Raw genomic sequence first — 16,573 nt, 5'->3', positions numbered from 1 at the left:
CAGCACGTGCCCAACATGCTGTATAAATATACAGTAAAATCTCAAACACTCTGCCCGCCCGATCGGGCCGAAAGCGGCCGGGCCTGTCGCCCGGTTCCCACGCCTGTGATCCATCCGGAATGCCAGCGCAAGTGAGCGATAACCGATCCATCCGAATCCGCGGTGCCCGTCAGCACAACCTCAAGAACCTCGATCTCGACCTGCACACCGGCGAAATGACGGTGGTGACCGGGCCGTCCGGCTCGGGCAAGTCCAGCCTCGTGTTCGACACCCTTTACGCGGAAGGGCAGCGCCGTTACGTCGAAACCTTTAGTGCGTATGCACGCCAGTTCCTCGATCGCATGGATCGGCCGCAGGTCGATCGCGTCGATGGCGTGCCGCCTGCCATCGCGATTGACCAGACCAACCCGGTGCGCAGTTCGCGTTCGACGGTCGGCACGATGACGGAACTGAACGACCACCTGAAGCTGCTTTACGCACGTGCCGCGAACCTGTTCGATCGCGTCACGGCGCAGCCGGTGCGGCACGACACGCCGGAGACGATCTACGCCGAGCTGCTGGCGCGTACGGCGGTGGGCGATCCGCGCCTGGTGGTGACGTTCCCGGTCGAACTGCCGGACACAACGACCGAAGAGGAAGTCCAGCAATGGCTGTCCGCTAGCGGCTACACGCGCGTCCAGGCCCAGCGCGAGGTCAAGACCGCCGACGGCACGCGCAAGGTGCTCGACGTGGTGGCGGATCGCTTCCGTGTCCAGAAAGCCGAAAAGAGCCGCGTGGTCGAGGCGATCGAGGCGTCGCTCAAGCGCGGCGCGGGGCGCGTGAACATTTATGTCGTATCGGAAACCGACGCTGCGGGCGAGGTTTCCGATACGAAATCCGAGCCGCAGATCTGGCGTTTTTCCACTGGGCTGCATTGCCCCGACAGCGACCTGCGTTACGCAGACCCACAACCGGCGCTGTTCTCGTTCAATTCGGCTTACGGCGCCTGCGAAGTGTGCCGGGGTTTCGGCCGCGTGATTGGCGTGGACTGGGGGCTGGTGATTCCCGATGCGCGCAAGTCGCTGCGCGGGGGCGCGATCAAGCCGCTGCAGACGCCCGCATGGAAGGAGTGCCAGGACGACCTCATGCGTTATGCCGCCAAGGCCGGGATTCCGCGCGATACCGCCTGGGCCGAGCTCACGCAGGAACAGCGCGACTGGGTGCTCAATGGCACGCCGGACTGGAAGGGCAGCTGGCAATCGCAGTGGTACGGCGTGAAGCGTTTTTTCCAGTATCTGGAATCGAAAGCGTACAAGATGCACATTCGCGTGCTGCTGTCGAAGTACCGCAGCTACACGCCGTGCGAAACCTGCGGCGGCGCGCGCCTGAAGACGGAAGCGTTGCAGTGGCGCCTGGGCACGCAGGCAAATGCGGACGAAGTGCTCGCACCCTCCGCGCGTTTCCTGCCGCATGGCGTGGACTGGTCGCGCGCGCAACTGGAGGCGCTGCCCGGCCTCACGCTGCACGACGTGATGCTGTTGCCGATCGAGCGCATTCGCCGCTTCTTCGACAATCTTTCGCTATCGTCGGCACTCCTTGACGATGCACTCAAGCTGCTGCTCGCCGAAGTCCGCACGCGCCTCAAATATCTGTGCGACGTGGGGCTGGGCTATCTCACGCTGGATCGCCAGAGCCGCACGCTGTCGGGCGGGGAAGTGCAACGGATCAACCTGACCACGGCGCTCGGCACGTCGTTGACCAAGACGCTTTTCGTGCTGGACGAGCCGAGCATCGGGCTGCACCCGCGCGACCTGAACCGCATCGTCGAAGCCATGCAGCGCCTGCGCGACGCGGGCAATACGCTGGTGGTCGTCGAGCACGACCCTTCGGTGATGCTGGCCGCCGACCGCCTGATCGACATGGGGCCCGGCCCGGGCGAGCGCGGCGGCACGATCGTCTATGACGGCACGCCCAACGATATCCGCTCGTCCGGCACGCTGACCGGCGAGTACCTGGGCGGCCATCGCGCGGTGGCCGATGCTTCGCACTGGGAGCGTCGTCCTGTCGACGCGCAGACGCCCAGCCTGCTGCTGGAAGGGGCGAGCGAACACAATCTGCGCGACGTGACAGTGCAGATTCCCTTGCAGCGTCTTGTCTGCGTGACGGGCGTGTCGGGGTCGGGCAAATCGACGCTCGTGCAGGACGTGCTTTATCCGGCGCTCGCGCGTCATCTGGGCAAGGCCACGGAATCGCCGGGCGCGTATCGCGCGCTCACGGGCGCGGAGCAGATCACGGACGCCGTATTCGTCGATCAGTCGCCCATCGGCAAGACCGCGCGTTCGAACCCGGCCAGTTACGTTGGCGCGTTCGATGAAATCCGCAAGCTGTTCGCCAAGGCGCCACTCGCGAAGCAGCGCGGCTATTCGGCGGGGATGTTCAGCTTCAACTCGGGCGAAGGCCGCTGCCCGACATGCGGCGGCTCGGGCTTCGAACACATCGAAATGCAGTTCCTGAGCGACGTTTATCTGCGTTGTCCGGACTGCGATGGCAGCCGCTATCGCCCGGAAGTGCTTGAAGTGAAGATCGAGCGCGGCGGTCGCTTGCTGTCGGTCGCGGACGTGCTCGACCTGACCGTGAGCGAAGCCGCACAGTGCTTTGCTCAGGATGCCGAAGTATTGCGCGTGATCCAGCCGATCGTCGATGTGGGCCTGGAATACGTGAAGCTTGGCCAGCCGGTGCCGACGCTTTCGGGCGGCGAGGCGCAGCGCCTGAAGCTCGCGGGTTATCTCGCGGAAACGGCGCAGGCGCGCGGCAAGGACAAGGCCGCGGGCGGACGCCTGTTCATGTTCGACGAGCCCACCACGGGCCTGCATTTCGACGATATCGCCAAGCTGATGCGCGCGTTCGGCAAGCTGCTGGCGGGCGGTCATTCGCTGCTCGTCATCGAGCACAACCTCGACGTGATTCGCGCGGCGGACTGGCTGATCGACCTCGGCCCGGAAGGCGGCGATGCGGGCGGCGAAGTGGTCTGCGTGGGCACGCCAGACGATGCGATCGCGTGCCCGCGCTCGCACACGGGCGCTGCGCTGGAGCGCTATGAAGCCGCGCTCGGCCATGGCGTCGAACCCGTGCTGGCGGAAGAAGAGGGCATTGCGCTGCAAACCGCGATGCGCGCGGCGCAGGCACGCCGCGAAATCCAGGGCGAGGACGTCGTGCGCATCGTCAATGCGCGCGAGCATAACCTCAAGGCACTCGACGTCGATATTCCGCATGGTCGCTTCAATGTGATTACGGGCGTGTCGGGGTCGGGCAAGTCCACGCTCGCGTTCGACATTCTGTTCCATGAGGGGCAGCGCCGTTATCTGGAATCGCTGAACGCCTATGCGCGCTCGATCGTGCAGCCTGCCGGCCGTCCCGAAGTCGACGCCGTGTACGGCATTCCGCCGACGGTCGCAATCGAACAGCGCCTGTCGCGCGGCGGCCGCAAGAGCACCGTCGCGACCACGTCCGAGGTGTGGCACTTCCTGCGCCTGCTCTACGTGAAACTCGGCATGCAGCATTGCGTGCACGACGGCACGCCGGTCACCTCGCAAAGCGCCGATGCGATCGTCGCGCAATTGTTGCGCGAGCATCGAGGCCAGCATGTAGGCCTGCTTGCGCCGCTCGTCGTGAACCGCAAGGGCGTCTATACCGATCTCGCGAAATGGGCGAAGGGACGCGGCAATACGCATCTGCGTGTCGATGGCGAATTCGTGCCGGTCGCGCCGTGGCCGAAACTCGACCGCTTCCGCGAACACACGATCGAGCTGCCGGTCGGCGATCTCGTGATCGAGCCTGAAAACGAGGCTCAATTGCGCCAGATGCTCGAAACGACGCTCGAAGCGGGCAAGGGCGTCGTGCATCTGCTCGCGCCGCTCGACGGCCTCGACGACGCGCTCGGCAACGGCACGTCGACGTCGCAGATCGGCGCGGTGAAGGTGCTGTCGACACGGCGCGCCTGCCCGGTGTGCGGCACGAGCTATCCCGAGCTCGACCCGCGCATGTTCTCGTACAACAGCAAGCACGGCTGGTGCACGACCTGCGTGGGTACCGGTCTCGCGCTCACGCGCGAGCAGCGCGCCGCCTACGACGATACGGTGATGTCCGCCGACGACCGCGGCCGTGAACAGACGCTGCCTTCGGAAGAACAGGAACCCGAAGGAATGGCTGACGAGCCGTGTCCGGATTGCCACGGCACGCGCCTGAATCCCGAGGCGCGCGCCGTGACCTTCGACGAACACGCGATCGTCGAAGTCGCGCAATGGACGGTGGCGCAGACGCGTCAATGGGTCGAATCGCTCGAACTCAACGGCCGCGACGCGCAGATTGCGCGCGACGTCATCAGCGAAATTCGCAGCCGCCTGCAGTTCCTGGAGGAAGTCGGGTTGGGTTACCTGAGTCTCGATCGCGCCGCACCGAGTCTGTCCGGCGGCGAAGCGCAGCGTATCCGTCTGGCCGCGCAGCTCGGCAGCAACCTGCAAGGCGTCTGCTACGTGCTCGACGAGCCGACCATCGGCCTGCATCCGCGCGACAACCAGATTCTGCTCAACGCGCTGCGCAATCTCGGCGACAAGGGCAATACGCTGGTCGTGGTCGAGCATGACGAGGACACGATCCGTCGCGCCGATCACATCATCGATATCGGGCCGAGCGCGGGCAAGCGCGGTGGCCGCGTGGTCGCGCAAGGCAAGGTCGCCGATCTTGCTGCGCAGCCTGATTCGCTCACGGGCCGCTATCTCGCGAATCCGATCGTGCACCCGTTGCAGCCGCGCCGGGAAGTGAAGCCGGCGCGCGCGGGCCATGAAGCCGTGCCCGCGCAATGGCTCACCGTGCATGGCGGCAAACTGCACAACCTGCGCGACGTGACCGCGCAGATTCCGCTCGGCCGTCTCGTGGCGATCACGGGCGTGAGCGGCTCCGGCAAGTCGACACTCGCACGCGACGTGCTGCTGTCCAACCTGCTCGACGCCGTGGGCCGTTCGGTGCTGTCGTCGCCGGCGGAACGGCGCGCGCGCAAGTCCGCGAAGGAAAGCGCACCGAGCGCCGCTGAACGCCGTTCGAGCGTGCTCGCGCGCACGAGCGCGAAGCCGAAGCTCGAAGTCGCGCATGTGTGGCAGGGCTGCGATTCGATCACGGGATGGGAAAGCATCGACCGCGTGCTCGAAGTCGACCAGACGCCGATCGGCAAGACGCCGCGTTCGTGTCCGGCCACTTATATCGGCGTGTGGGATGCGATTCGCCGCCTGTTCGCCGATACGCTGGAAGCGCGTGCGCGCGGCTACAGCGCGTCGCGTTTCTCGTTCAATACGGGCGATGGCCGCTGTCCCGCCTGCGAAGGCCAGGGAGTCCGAACTATCGGCATGAGCTTCCTGCCCGATGTGAAAGTGCCGTGCGATGTCTGCCACGGCCAGCGCTTCAATCCGGAGACGCTGGCGGTGTCGTGGCGCGGCCGGAACATCGGCGAAGTGCTGACCATGGAAATCGACGAGGCCGTGGAGTTCTTCGCGTCGATCACGAGCATTTCGCATCCGCTGCAATTGATGAAGGACGTGGGGCTCGGCTATCTCACGCTTGGCCAGCCGTCGCCGACGCTGTCGGGCGGCGAGGCGCAGCGCATCAAGCTCGTGACGGAACTGTCGAAGGTGCGCGACGACATCACGCGGCGCGGGCAGAAGGCGCCGCACACGCTCTACGTGCTCGACGAGCCGACCGTGGGCCTGCACATGGCCGACGTCGCGCGCCTGATCCGCGTGCTGCATCGACTCGCCGATGCGGGTCATAGCGTGGTGGTGATCGAGCACGATCTCGACGTGATTGCCGAAGCCGACTGGATCATCGATCTCGGCCCCGAAGGCGGCGTGGGCGGCGGCACGATCGTCGGCGCAGCGCAGCCCGAAGGGCTCGTGAAAGTGGCGGCGAGTCACACGGGCGTCGCGCTCAAGCCGGTGCTCGCGCGCACGGCTGCCGATGCCCCGCAAACCGATGCGGCCGCGAACGGGGTTGCGAACGAAGTTGCGAGCGATGTTGCGGGCAAGCCAGAGGGCGCCAGACGGCGCGCGGGGGCGTCCCAGGGGTAACCCCGCCCGAAGGTCGGCAAAGACGCCTGCAACGGCTTTAAATGGCCTGCGCAGGCGTCAAATCGCTTGATCTGGGCAGTGGCGGCAAGGTATGATGGGTTCCGCTTGCAGCAAGCAGCCGCGCACCTTTGCGGCACATTCTGGCGAGCGGAGCAGCGGACTTCAGATCCCCTCCGACCGGCCACGGATTCCACCTCCTGGTCATCTCATCAGTGCAGCAAGGCTTCGCGCCAGAGAGCGAAGCCTTTGTCTTTTCAGGGCAGACGATTCGAAAGTCGATCGACGCCCGGCCCTTGGCGATGCGAGAGGAATTAACCGATGTTCGACCTCGACAGTGAGGCGCGCGAACGGCTCATCGTGTGGATTAAACGCCGCATGGACGAGTACGGCATTACGCTCGAAGTTCTTGAATCATCAATTGCAGAAAGCGAACGGCTTCCGAAGTACCGCGACGCATATGGCAACTCCTGGAATGGAGAAGGCGATATGCCGAGCTGGCTGTTGCGTTATAAGCATGCGGGTCAGGATATCGAGCATTTCCGCTGCTAGTGCAGTGTGGCGGGCCATTAAGCGCAAGTAACCCGACTGCCGGACACTCGTTTGGCGGATTGTGGCTTCTCCGATATTTCTTCAGTGGCGTTTTAAAATACCTTTCGGCGAATATTGCCCATTTAATCAATGGCGCTTCGCGTTGGTGCGCCCCGTGTTTGTGGCAGTGCTGTCCCGTCTTTGTGTTGAAGCCCAATAAACAGGTTCAAAAGCAGGCTCAAAAGCAGGCTCAAGCCTGCGTTGCGCAATAAGCGCCATAATCGTGCTCGCTGCGGCCTGGCGGCTGCAAGGGGGCGGATATGGCGTTGCTTGTCCTTGGGCTCGTGCTTTTTATCGGCGTGCATTCGATTCGTGTCGTGGCGGCGCCCTGGCGTGCTGCGCAGATCGAGCGCTTCGGCGTGCGTGCATGGCGGGGCGTTTTCGCGCTGGCCTCCATTCTCGGCATCGTGCTGATCGTGGTGGGCTATGGGCTCGCGCGCCGCTATCCGGTGCCTGTCTGGCTGCCGCCTCGCGGCATGGCGCACCTGACCGGGCTGCTGACCGCCATTGCGTTCGTGATGCTCACGGCGGCCTACGTGCCCGGCAATCACATCAAACGCGCGCTGGGCCAGCCTTTCGTGAGCGGCGTGGCGCTCTGGGCGTTCGCTCACCTGCTCGCCAACGGCACGCTGCACGCGATGCTGCTCTTTCTGGTTTTTCTTGTCTGGTCGCTGGTCGAAGTGCGCGCGGGCCGCAGGCGCGACCGCGAAGCGGGCGTCGTATACACGCCGGGCTCGTTCGCGCGCGACGGGCTGACCGTCGTTATCGGCCTTGTGGCGTGGGCCATATTCGCGTTCTGGCTGCATGGCCCGGTGATCGGCGTGAGACCGTTCGGCTGAACAACGCGCCGCCACAAAAAAAGAAGCCTGCTCAATGGCAGGCCTCATCAAGGTACAGCTCGGAGTTCCGCGATCAGATCGCAGTGGTAGCGATCTTAGGGCCGGTTCATGAAAGCCGCGTGAAAGTCCACGTGAAAGTCATCAAGCGGCGGCTCGCGAAGCGGTGCATCACAGGTCGAAGAACACCGTTTCGCCTTCGCCCTGCATGCGGATATCGAAGTGATAAACGATATTGCCGGCTTGCTCCGTGCGACGCGCGATCAGCGTATTGCGGCGTGCTTCGGGCACCGACGCGAGCACCGGATCGGCGGCATTCGCAGCGGCTTCGTCGTCGAAATAAATGCGCGTGAAGGTATGTGTGAGCATGCCGCGCATCATCACGATCACGTTGATATGCGGTGCTTCGCCGGCGTTTTCGCTAGCGGGTTTCACCGTACGCACGACGAAGCGCTGCTCCGGATCCGTGCCGGTGCCCGCGCGTGCGAAACCGCGAAAGCCCGTCTCGGCGATTTGTGCGCGCGACTCGGGGTAATGGCCTTGCGAGTCGACTTGCGAGAATTCCAGCATCGCGTCGAACACGGGCTTGCCGTCACCGTCGATCACATGACCCATCACCGTGATGTGCTCGCCGGGCGTTTGCGAGCCGACGACTTCGGGCGTGAACAGGCTCTTGTAGTCGAAGTTGTACTGCTGCGGGCAAAGGCCGTAGGCGAAGTACGGGCCGACAGTTTGCGAGGGCGTTTCCTTGAGTGCCATGATCAACGCTCCGTGGGGGTCTGGTTCGGGCCGCGCAGCACGATGTCGAATTCGTAGCCGAGTGCGTAGCTGTCTTCGGTGGTGTCGAGCGAGAAGCGCGAAATCATGCGCTCGCGCGCCTGCTCGGGCGTGCCCTGATAGATCGGGTCGAACGCGAGCAGCGGGTCGCCGGGGAAATACATCTGCGTCACGAGGCGCGAGCCGAAGTAATCGCCGAACAGCGAGAAGTGGATGTGCTGCGGACGCCATGCGTTGGGGTGGTTGCCCCAGGGATACGCGCCCGGCTTGATCGTCAGGAAGCGGTAACGGCCTTCGTTGTCGGTCACGCAGCGGCCTGCGCCGAGGAAGTTCGGATCGAGCGGCGCATCGTGCTGATCCTGCTTGTGAACGTAGCGTCCCGCCGCGTTGGCCTGCCAGATTTCCACGAGCGTGTTGCGCACCGGCTTGCCGCCGTCGTCGAGCACGCGGCCCGTCACGATGATGCGCTCGCCCAGCGGTTCGCCGTTGCGTGCCGCATTACGCGTGAGGTCGTGATCGAGCGCGCCGAGGTCTTCCGCGCCATACACGGGGGCGTGCAGATTGCGCAGCTTTTCCTTCAGCGGAATCATCGGCTGCGTCGGGCCGCGTTTGGTGGAGGAGCGATACGGGGGATAGACAAACGCCGGATGCGAATCGAAGTCGCGCGGCGACAGGATGGACTCGTCCATGGTGGGGTGTCTCCTGGCAGGATTTGTGGGAAGAAGTTATTTGCAGCGCGGCGCACCGTCGCATCACGTGCATGCCGCCACTTTATCCAATGCGAAAAGTTATGCAAAATGACGTTTTATCGCGTCTCGTATAACCAATCGTTATGCAAAACCGGCTCGCAGACTCACGCGTCAAATTTCGCCATCTCCAGTGCTTTCTTGCCGTTGCGCAGTTCGGCAGCGTGCAGCAGGCCGCGGAAAGCCTGTCGATTACCCAGCCCGCCGTTTCCAAGACGATCGCCGAACTTGAGGCGGCGCTCGGCGTGAAGCTGTTCGAGCGCGGCCGGCACGGCGCGCTGCCTACACGCGAAGGTCAACTTTTCATGCCGCACGCGAGCGCGTGCGTGAGTGCGCTGCGTCAGGGCGTGGCGCTGCTCGCGCGCGAGGAAGGGACGGTGGCGGCGACACTCGATATTGGCGTGCTGCCTACCGTGGCGACGGCACTGTTGCCCGCCGCGCTGCGTGGTTTCACCGGCGACTGGCCGCGCGTGAGCGTGCGGCTGGTGACGGGGGCCAATGCGGAATTGCTCGAATTGCTGAAGGCGGGCGCGGTTAGTTTCGCGGTCGGTCGGCTCGCGGATCCCGAGCGCATGGTGGGCCTGAGTTTCGAGCAGCTCTATAACGAGCCGCTCGCCGTGGTCGTGCGCAAGGGCCATCCCCTTGTCGCCGATTCCGATTCGGCACAGCCGCTCGCGCCATTTCCTACGGCTTTCCCGCTTGTCCTGCCGCCGTTCGGCACCTTGATTCGCCAGGCGGCAGACAGCCTGCTGGCGGCGTGGGGCGCGCCGCCGCTCACGTCCTTTGTCGAGTTGCTGTCGGTTTCGGTCGGGCGCGCGCTGGCGCTGGAGAACGACGCGGTCTGGTTCGTGCCGTCGGGTGCGGTCGAATACGATCTGCGCGAGGGCACGCTGGTGCGCTTGCCCTTGCCGAGTGCGGGTGGCGAAGAGCCGGTCGGCCTGATTCAGCGCACCGATACGCAGCCGACGGCGGCCGGGCGTGCGTTGATGGATGCAGTAAGGCAGTCGGCGCGCGAACGGGTCGGCGCGCAGGGTTCTGTTACAGCGAGGAAGGGGCGTTCGCGCGCAAAAGGCAAAGCGTGAATATTCACGCGTGTGGCGCGCCTGCGTTCACGCTGCCGGAAGTTTCCTTTTGGAACGCGACGGCTTGATGGTCGCATCAGGCGCAGCTGTTAAGGCCTGGGCGGCTTCCAGCGCGCCCGGCACGGTCTCGCCGGTGGACATCCAGAGCACCACGGCGTCTTCCTTGCTCGTGGACACGGCGTAGTGCCCGGTGCGGCTGTCGAAGTACAGGCTGTCGCCCGCATCCAGATGTGTGGGCGTATAGAGTTCCGTATACAGGCACACGCTGCCGCTGATCACATAGATAAATTCCTCGCCTTCGTGACGCCCCCAGTCATCGAACGCGTCGGCCGAGTGTGCCGTGATGCGCACCAGAAACGGCAACATGGCCTTGTGCGCGAGTTCCGTGGCGAGCAACTCCATCGCATAGCCGCGATACGCGTGCGGCTTGCCCGCGCCGCGCCGCGTGAGCGCGCGACGGCCGCCGGAATCGAGCTTGGGCGTGGAGCCGAACAGTTCGCCCAGATCGATCTTCAAGCCCGCGACGATTTTCTGCAGCACGTCGAAGGTGGGCGACATCAGCCCGTTTTCGATCTTCGACAGCGTCGAGCGCGAAACCCCGCACACGCGGCTGGCGTGCTCGATCGTCAGATCCTGGGCCAGGCGCGCGGCGCGGACGCGGCGGCCGAGATCCGCGGTCGATGAAGCGGCCGATTGCGTGAGCGTGGTGTCCATAAGTGGGGAACGTTAAAGAGGCCTTTTTGAGTGTTCTGGCACGTTTCCGATCATAGCAAAGCGCCGCCTTTCGGAAACATCGGCCAAACGGCTAACGTTTGCAATCGAATCGTCGATTCTGCGTGTTTTGTAGGTACTTTTTGTCGCAGCTGGGCGTTTTGAAGCTCGAATTAACACTGTTTGAAGATTGGCGCGGATCTTTGTGCCTGTCAGAAATGTCTTTCAATATAGTAAGGATGTGAATAGGCCTCGATCTGCGTCGAGGGGGCACGTAACGAACTGCATGGTGATCCTTACTGTTGATTTGAGTGACGAAGATTAAGCAAGGAGAAGCAAATGCGCGACGAACGTCTCGAACTACTGTTGGCCATCTCACGACGAACGCTAGGTGTTGAGCGCTTCGAACTGACCGGCAAGCAAACCGCTGACTACCACCTGGTGAGCTCGGAGGACGTCGGTCGCGCGCTCGAATCCGCTTATGACGCGGGCTTGATCGTCGGACACCGCATCGGCCGCGCCGAATGTGTGCAAGAGTCATAGGCGCTGCTGGCCGCCGTTGAACGCCGGGGCTCAATGCCTCGGCGTTTCCCACAAGAAACCTCCTCTGAACTATTGAGAGCCGCCAGGTTAGCCGGGCGGCTCTTTTTGCTTTTGCGGTCTGTCCGAGGCGAGTGGTTTCTATTTTTTCTTATCGGAAACCCGCGTTTGCTGGTTGTTGTTTCTTAAATGAAACTTCAGGCAACGGGTGGAGTTGAAGTGAAAATTGACGAGAAAGCCGCATGATGTGCGCTTTTTGCATGATGTCAGGCCGTCATGGGGGCAATCGATAGCCGTCTTGCTGCACCATCGCCCCCCGTGTATAGTCGGCTCACCAGAGTTTTGTTTCTTATCGGAAATAAAGGATCGGTCATGGACGCAACACGCATTCTTGCCGACCTCGGCATTTCAGAAGAGGCCAGGTCGGGTGACATCGAAGTGAAATCGCCGATATCCGGCGAAGTGATTGGGCGGGTGGCGAGCCAGTCGGCGGCGGACGTCGACGCGGCGCTGGCACGCGCGCATCAAGCGTTTCTTCACTGGCGCAACGTACCGGCGCCGCGCCGCGGCGAACTTGTGCGCCTGCTGGGCGAGCGCTTGCGGGCACGCAAGGAGGCCCTGGGCAGCCTCGTCTCGCTGGAGGCAGGCAAGATCCTTCAGGAAGGCCTGGGCGAAGTGCAGGAGATGATCGACATTTGCGATTTCGCGGTCGGTCTCTCGCGGCAACTGTATGGCCTGACGATCGCGTCGGAGCGTCCTGGCCATCGCATGGCCGAAAGCTGGCATCCGATGGGCGTGTGCGCCGTGATTTCGGCATTCAACTTTCCCGTTGCGGTGTGGTCATGGAATGCGGCGCTTGCGCTGGTCTGCGGCAATCCGGTGATCTGGAAACCTTCGGAGAAAACGCCGCTGACCGCGCTGGCCGTCCAGAAGATCATGGACGACGCCGTGCGGGCGTTTGGCGACGCGCCTGAGGGGCTCGCATCGCTCGTCATCGGCGGGCGCGAGACAGGCGCGAAGCTCGTGGCCGATCCGCGCGCCGCGATTGTGAGCGCAACCGGCAGCACGGCAATGGGCCGCACGGTCGGCGTCGCCGTGGCGCAGCGCTTTGGCCGCTCGATCCTCGAACTGGGCGGCAACAACGCAGGCATCGTGACGCCCAGCGCCGATCGCGAACTTGCGTTGCGGGGGATCCTCTTTTCGGCGGTCGGCACGGCGGGGCAGCGCTGCACGTCGCTGCGCCGGCTGTTCGTACACGAGAGCGTGTATGACGCGACCGTCGACCGGTTGAAGCAGCTTTACGCCAAGGTTCCGATCGGAAACCCGTTGCAGGCCGGCACGCTGATGGGGCCCCTCATCGATTCGCACGCGTTCGAAGGCATGCAGTCCGCGCTGCAGCAGGCGCGTGCGGAAGGCGGCGCGGTCACGGGCGGCGAGCGGGTGCAGGTCGAGGGCCTCGCCAACGGCTATTACGTGCGTCCTGCGCTCGTGGAAATGCCCGCGCAAAGCGCGATTGTCCTGAAGGAAACTTTTGCGCCGATTCTCTACGTCATGAAGTATCGCGACTTTGACGAAGCCGTTGCGGCGAACAATGCCGCCTCGCATGGTCTGTCGTCGTGTGTATTCACGACCGACCTGCGCGAAGCGGAGCGTTTCCTGTCAGCATCGGGTAGCGACTGTGGCATCGCGAACGTGAATATCGGCCCGAGCGGCGCGGAAATTGGCGGCGCGTTCGGCGGCGAGAAGGAAACCGGCGGCGGACGCGAGTCCGGTTCGGATGCGTGGAAGGGCTATATGCGGCGCGCGACTAACACGGTCAATTATTCGTCGGCGTTGCCGCTCGCGCAGGGTATCGACTTCTCGCTCGATTGATTCGCTTGATTCGCTTGATGCGATAGATTGCTGGGAAAGCAGCAAAAGGCGGGCGACGCTTGAATGCGTCGCCCGCCCGTTTCTTCATCCAATTATTTCGGATTCCAGATCAAGAGGCCAGCCGTCGCAGCGGTTCGAGCGACCAGCCATGCGGCACGCCATGCACCGCAAAGAACCACGCGGCGACCCACGAAGCGGCGATCACTATGAGATCGCAACGGCCACTGCGCCACAGGTTCAGCGAATGGCGCCGCGCGATCCACGGCACGCCAAGCGGATTAGGCCAGTCGGCAAAGAGATGGATTATGCCGCCGCATGCGAAGCCGAATGCCGGCGCGGCGATCAACCAATGCCCGAGTTCGCGATACGCGCATAGCAGCAACGCCACCCAGCCGATACCCCAATGCGTGAGCGTGCGATGCGTGATCCAGAGCTTGCGCTTCTTGCGCCACCAGGCGACTTCGAGCCAGTCGGGCGCCGTACCGCCCGCGACGCCGGCAACGAAAGCTAAAGCAGCCGCAAGGTGCCACGGGGTGTCCGCTCCCGAGTGCGTGACGATAGCGGCGGCGATGACGCCGGCGGCCCAGCCGGTGGCGTGATGTGCGGACCCAGAAGCCATGAAGCGATGTCGTGCAAAATCCAGAGAGGGCGCAATCTTCGCAGATGTGACGACATCATGACAGAGGTTTTATGCGAGTTTTTCGCTAAAAAAGCGTCGTTAGTTGCAACGAGAGAAATTAAGTCGTGCAACGCGCCACGGCGAAGCGAAATTCGGCTTCCGGCGGGTTGTCCGAACTCGACGCGCCATGCGTCACGCGGATCACCGAACCATAGCCGTTCGGGGTGAGCGAGACGAGGTAGGACGCATCCGAACTCGAACCGATCGCGAGTTCCATCGCGTTGCCATTGCGCGATTCGTGCACGCTCGACAAACGGTCTTCAAGGCAATTCGCGATCGAAGAAGGCGAGCGTGCCGACGATGCGTAGATCATCGTTTCGCCATTCGAGGCAGTGCTGGATGGCGACGATCCACAAGCGGCGACCAGTGCGAGCGGAAGGGCGGCGATGAGGCGTTGCGTGAGGGTATTCATAAGCGGCGTGACCAGGGCGGAACAGAGCGCAACGCGAGATGCGTAGCGAGTATGTGCTCATGAGTATACGCACGCGTTGGCTAACGCAGCCGCATGGAGAAGTAAAAAGATGCAACGGTGCGAGCGCTGGCCCGCATTCGCGGGAGAGTGCCAGCGCGTCGAAAGCGCGACAAAAGTTGCCGATACGAAATTGAAAGCGCACGCGCAGCCAGCGCATCAAGCGCAGAAAGAAAAAACGCACATGCGCTCGTGACGCATGTGCGTTTTTGCTGGAGCCGGGCAACGCAGCGGATTGCGTTGCTTGCCCGATCAGTCCGATGGATCCGACAACTTCGATGACGCTCGTTTTGATGCGAGCGCCAGTACGCTTTAGAAGCGGTGACGCAGGCCGACCGTTGCGGCGATCTGGTTGTTGGTCGTCGAAGGCGACAGCGTGTTGATCGCTGCGACGTTCGCGATTGCCTGACCCGAACCGTTCACGCCCATCGAACCCGAAGCGTGCTGGTACACGCCCGCGACGTAGACGTCGGTGCGCTTGCTCAGCGAGTAGTCGCTGCCGATCATGACCGTGTGCCACTTCGGGCTCTGGTCGCCGTTGCCCGTGCCGGTCACGGTGCCGTCGGTGAACGTGTACGAACCCACGAGGGCGAGTGCCGGCGTCAGGTGGTACGCGCCATTGAGTTCGAAGTTGTCCATGTGCAGGTTCAGGCCGCTCACGCCAGCCAGCGTCGCGCCGCCGCTCGACAGGCTCTGAAGGCCGTCGATCTGCGAGTGCGACCACACGAAGCCGACTTGCGCCGGGCCGTAGGTGTAGTTCGCGCCTGCGCCGAACGTGCGTTGCTGGCGTGCCGAGATGTTCTGGTCAGCCGACGCCGCGCCGCTCGTGTTGCCGCCCACGGTGCCCGAGTTGTTCAGTTGCAGGTAACCGGCCGCGACGTTCAGCGGGCCGTTGCTGTACGACGCGCCCGCGCTCCACGCGCGGCTGTTCGCGAAACCGTCAGCCTGGTTCGAGAAGCCGTACAGGCCTCCGAACTGCAGACCCGAGTAGTTGGCGCTCGAGTACTTGACTGCGTTCTTGATCGAGAAGGTCTGGGCGAAGTTGTCGTTGTCGAACGGGTGGCCCGCGAGGTTGTTGCCGAAGCCCGCGCCCGCTTCGGACAGCGGCGCGAGGTACTGGTTCATCGAGTCGTACTGGCGGCCGAGCGTCAGCGTGCCGTACTTGTCGCTTTGCAGGCCGACGAACGCCTGGCGGTTGAAGCCGCTGTCGCCGTTCTTGTAGCCGCCGTTGTTGAGGTTGAAGCCGCTTTCCAACGTGAAGATCGCCTTCAGGCCGCCGCCGAGGTCTTCAGCGCCTTTCAGGCCGAAGTAGTTGTTCGACATGGCGCCGCTGCCTTGCGCCCACATGCTGTGGCCGCCGGCATTGTTGGCATAGACGATACCTGCGTCGAGCGAGCCGTACAGGGTCACGCTGCTTTGCGCGTGTGCGCTCATTGCAAATGCACCGAGAACACCAGCGAGGATAAGGGTTTTTTTCATGGTTTTAACTCCGGACAGTACTTGGGAATCTCACGAAATGCGATTGCCGGGCAATGGCTTCCGTGGTCTGACGATTCGGGATGAAGTGTATTCCGGGGATTCCGCTGATTGGCTTTGCTACGAGCAACAATACTTTCTGAAAATTGTAATAGCCGCATTAATGCACGTAAGTATCTGCGCATAAAGGGATTTTTCTTAATCGTTAGAGATGCGACAAAATGTGACAACGATTATTTTGTTGCGCAAGTGCGACGACTCTGTCTCGCTTATGCAGCAACGTATTGCTGGGATCGCGTGATTTTTACGGGATATTTCTGCCGTTTTCTGAAAGGTACTGTTCCAGATTATGCGAACTACGAGCGTGGGATTGGGCGGTACAATTCGCTCACCCCTTGACCAAGGGTGGTCTTTTTTCATCTGTTTTACGCGGCTCTCGGGCCGCGTTTTTTTTGCGCGTTGATCCAGGTCATTAAGAGTTCGATTTGCGACGCGAAAGACAGTATTGCGAAAACCGAAATAAGCTGAATGCAGACGGGAATAGCTGCGCCTCTGTATACGTAATCGGCGATAGCGCCTCATTCGACTGGAACTTGAATGCCGACATTATCGAAATGTCAGTTTCCTGATTTCGCGGATTAATTCCAGAAGCGGCGGTGCGAATGACATGAGCGGTTCGCGAACCCGCGATGCGCGGACGAC

At 62.9% G+C, this 16,573-nt stretch carries 12 protein-coding genes; 6 read left to right on the top strand and 6 right to left on the bottom strand.

Features of this window, described 5'->3' with window-relative positions; translation table 11 throughout:
- Positions 1 to 119 precede the first annotated feature (119 nt).
- From uvrA to BBA01S_RS04880, 3 genes are all read left to right on the top strand, one after another.
- Positions 120 to 6,095 (top strand): excinuclease ABC subunit UvrA, encoded by a 5,976-nt coding sequence (uvrA, locus tag BBA01S_RS40060; RefSeq protein ID WP_407668290.1) that lies wholly within the window; start codon positions 120 to 122, stop codon positions 6,093 to 6,095.
- Positions 6,096 to 6,413: 318 nt separating this feature from the next.
- On the top strand, positions 6,414 to 6,644 hold the full coding sequence (locus BBA01S_RS04885; RefSeq protein ID WP_027815455.1) for an H-NS family nucleoid-associated regulatory protein: 231 nt from the start codon (positions 6,414 to 6,416) through the stop codon (positions 6,642 to 6,644).
- A gap of 299 nt (positions 6,645 to 6,943) precedes the next feature.
- Positions 6,944 to 7,522 (top strand): NnrU family protein, encoded by a 579-nt coding sequence (locus tag BBA01S_RS04880; protein ID WP_027815454.1) that lies wholly within the window; start codon positions 6,944 to 6,946, stop codon positions 7,520 to 7,522.
- Positions 7,523 to 7,690: 168 nt separating this feature from the next.
- Here the strand turns inward: BBA01S_RS04880 and pcaG are convergent, their stop codons facing one another.
- Positions 7,691 to 8,281 carry a protocatechuate 3,4-dioxygenase subunit alpha gene (gene pcaG / locus BBA01S_RS04875; RefSeq protein ID WP_027815453.1) on the bottom strand — a complete coding sequence of 197 codons (591 nt, stop codon included), beginning with the start codon at positions 8,279 to 8,281 and terminating at the stop codon, positions 7,691 to 7,693.
- Complete coding sequence (gene pcaH / locus BBA01S_RS04870; RefSeq protein WP_027815452.1) at positions 8,281 to 8,985, bottom strand: protocatechuate 3,4-dioxygenase subunit beta; 705 nt, start codon at positions 8,983 to 8,985, stop codon at positions 8,281 to 8,283. Before pcaH ends, pcaG begins: the two co-directional genes overlap by 1 nt.
- A gap of 143 nt (positions 8,986 to 9,128) precedes the next feature.
- Here pcaH and pcaQ point away from each other — a divergent pair, with 143 nt between their 5' ends.
- The gene (pcaQ, locus tag BBA01S_RS04865) at positions 9,129 to 10,124 is read left to right on the top strand and encodes a pca operon transcription factor PcaQ (protein ID WP_027815451.1); all 996 of its coding nucleotides are present in this window, start codon (positions 9,129 to 9,131) and stop codon (positions 10,122 to 10,124) included.
- Between the two features lie 27 nt (positions 10,125 to 10,151).
- Here pcaQ and BBA01S_RS40055 read toward each other — a convergent pair whose 3' ends face one another.
- A complete protein-coding gene (locus BBA01S_RS40055; protein WP_042295978.1) occupies positions 10,152 to 10,838 on the bottom strand; it encodes a helix-turn-helix domain-containing protein in 687 nt (228 codons plus the stop codon).
- Positions 10,839 to 11,174: 336 nt separating this feature from the next.
- Between BBA01S_RS40055 and BBA01S_RS04855 the strand changes: the two genes are divergently transcribed.
- A complete protein-coding gene (locus BBA01S_RS04855) occupies positions 11,175 to 11,378 on the top strand; it encodes a DUF6900 domain-containing protein (protein WP_027815450.1) in 204 nt (67 codons plus the stop codon).
- A gap of 369 nt (positions 11,379 to 11,747) precedes the next feature.
- Entirely contained in the window at positions 11,748 to 13,247 is a 1,500-nt protein-coding gene (gene amaB / locus BBA01S_RS04850) for an L-piperidine-6-carboxylate dehydrogenase (RefSeq protein ID WP_027815449.1), read from the top strand.
- A 109-nt stretch (positions 13,248 to 13,356) separates the two neighbouring features.
- On the opposite strand, the gene BBA01S_RS04845 is transcribed toward amaB, so the two are convergent.
- The 3 genes from BBA01S_RS04845 to BBA01S_RS04835 form a co-directional block, all read right to left on the bottom strand.
- Entirely contained in the window at positions 13,357 to 13,866 is a 510-nt protein-coding gene (locus tag BBA01S_RS04845; protein WP_027815448.1) for a metal-dependent hydrolase, read from the bottom strand.
- Positions 13,867 to 13,984: 118 nt separating this feature from the next.
- Complete coding sequence (locus BBA01S_RS04840; RefSeq protein ID WP_027815447.1) at positions 13,985 to 14,338, bottom strand: hypothetical protein; 354 nt, start codon at positions 14,336 to 14,338, stop codon at positions 13,985 to 13,987.
- A 369-nt stretch (positions 14,339 to 14,707) separates the two neighbouring features.
- On the bottom strand, positions 14,708 to 15,874 hold the full coding sequence (locus tag BBA01S_RS04835) for a porin (RefSeq protein ID WP_027815446.1): 1,167 nt from the start codon (positions 15,872 to 15,874) through the stop codon (positions 14,708 to 14,710).
- Between the last annotated feature and the right edge of the window lie 699 nt (positions 15,875 to 16,573).

The organism is Paraburkholderia bannensis NBRC 103871 (assembly GCF_000685015.1).
In the GTDB taxonomy this organism is placed as follows: Bacteria; Pseudomonadota; Gammaproteobacteria; order Burkholderiales; family Burkholderiaceae; genus Paraburkholderia; species Paraburkholderia bannensis.
The sequence above is the reverse complement of the archived record's forward strand: the minus strand, read 5'-3'. Positions and strand labels throughout refer to the sequence as shown.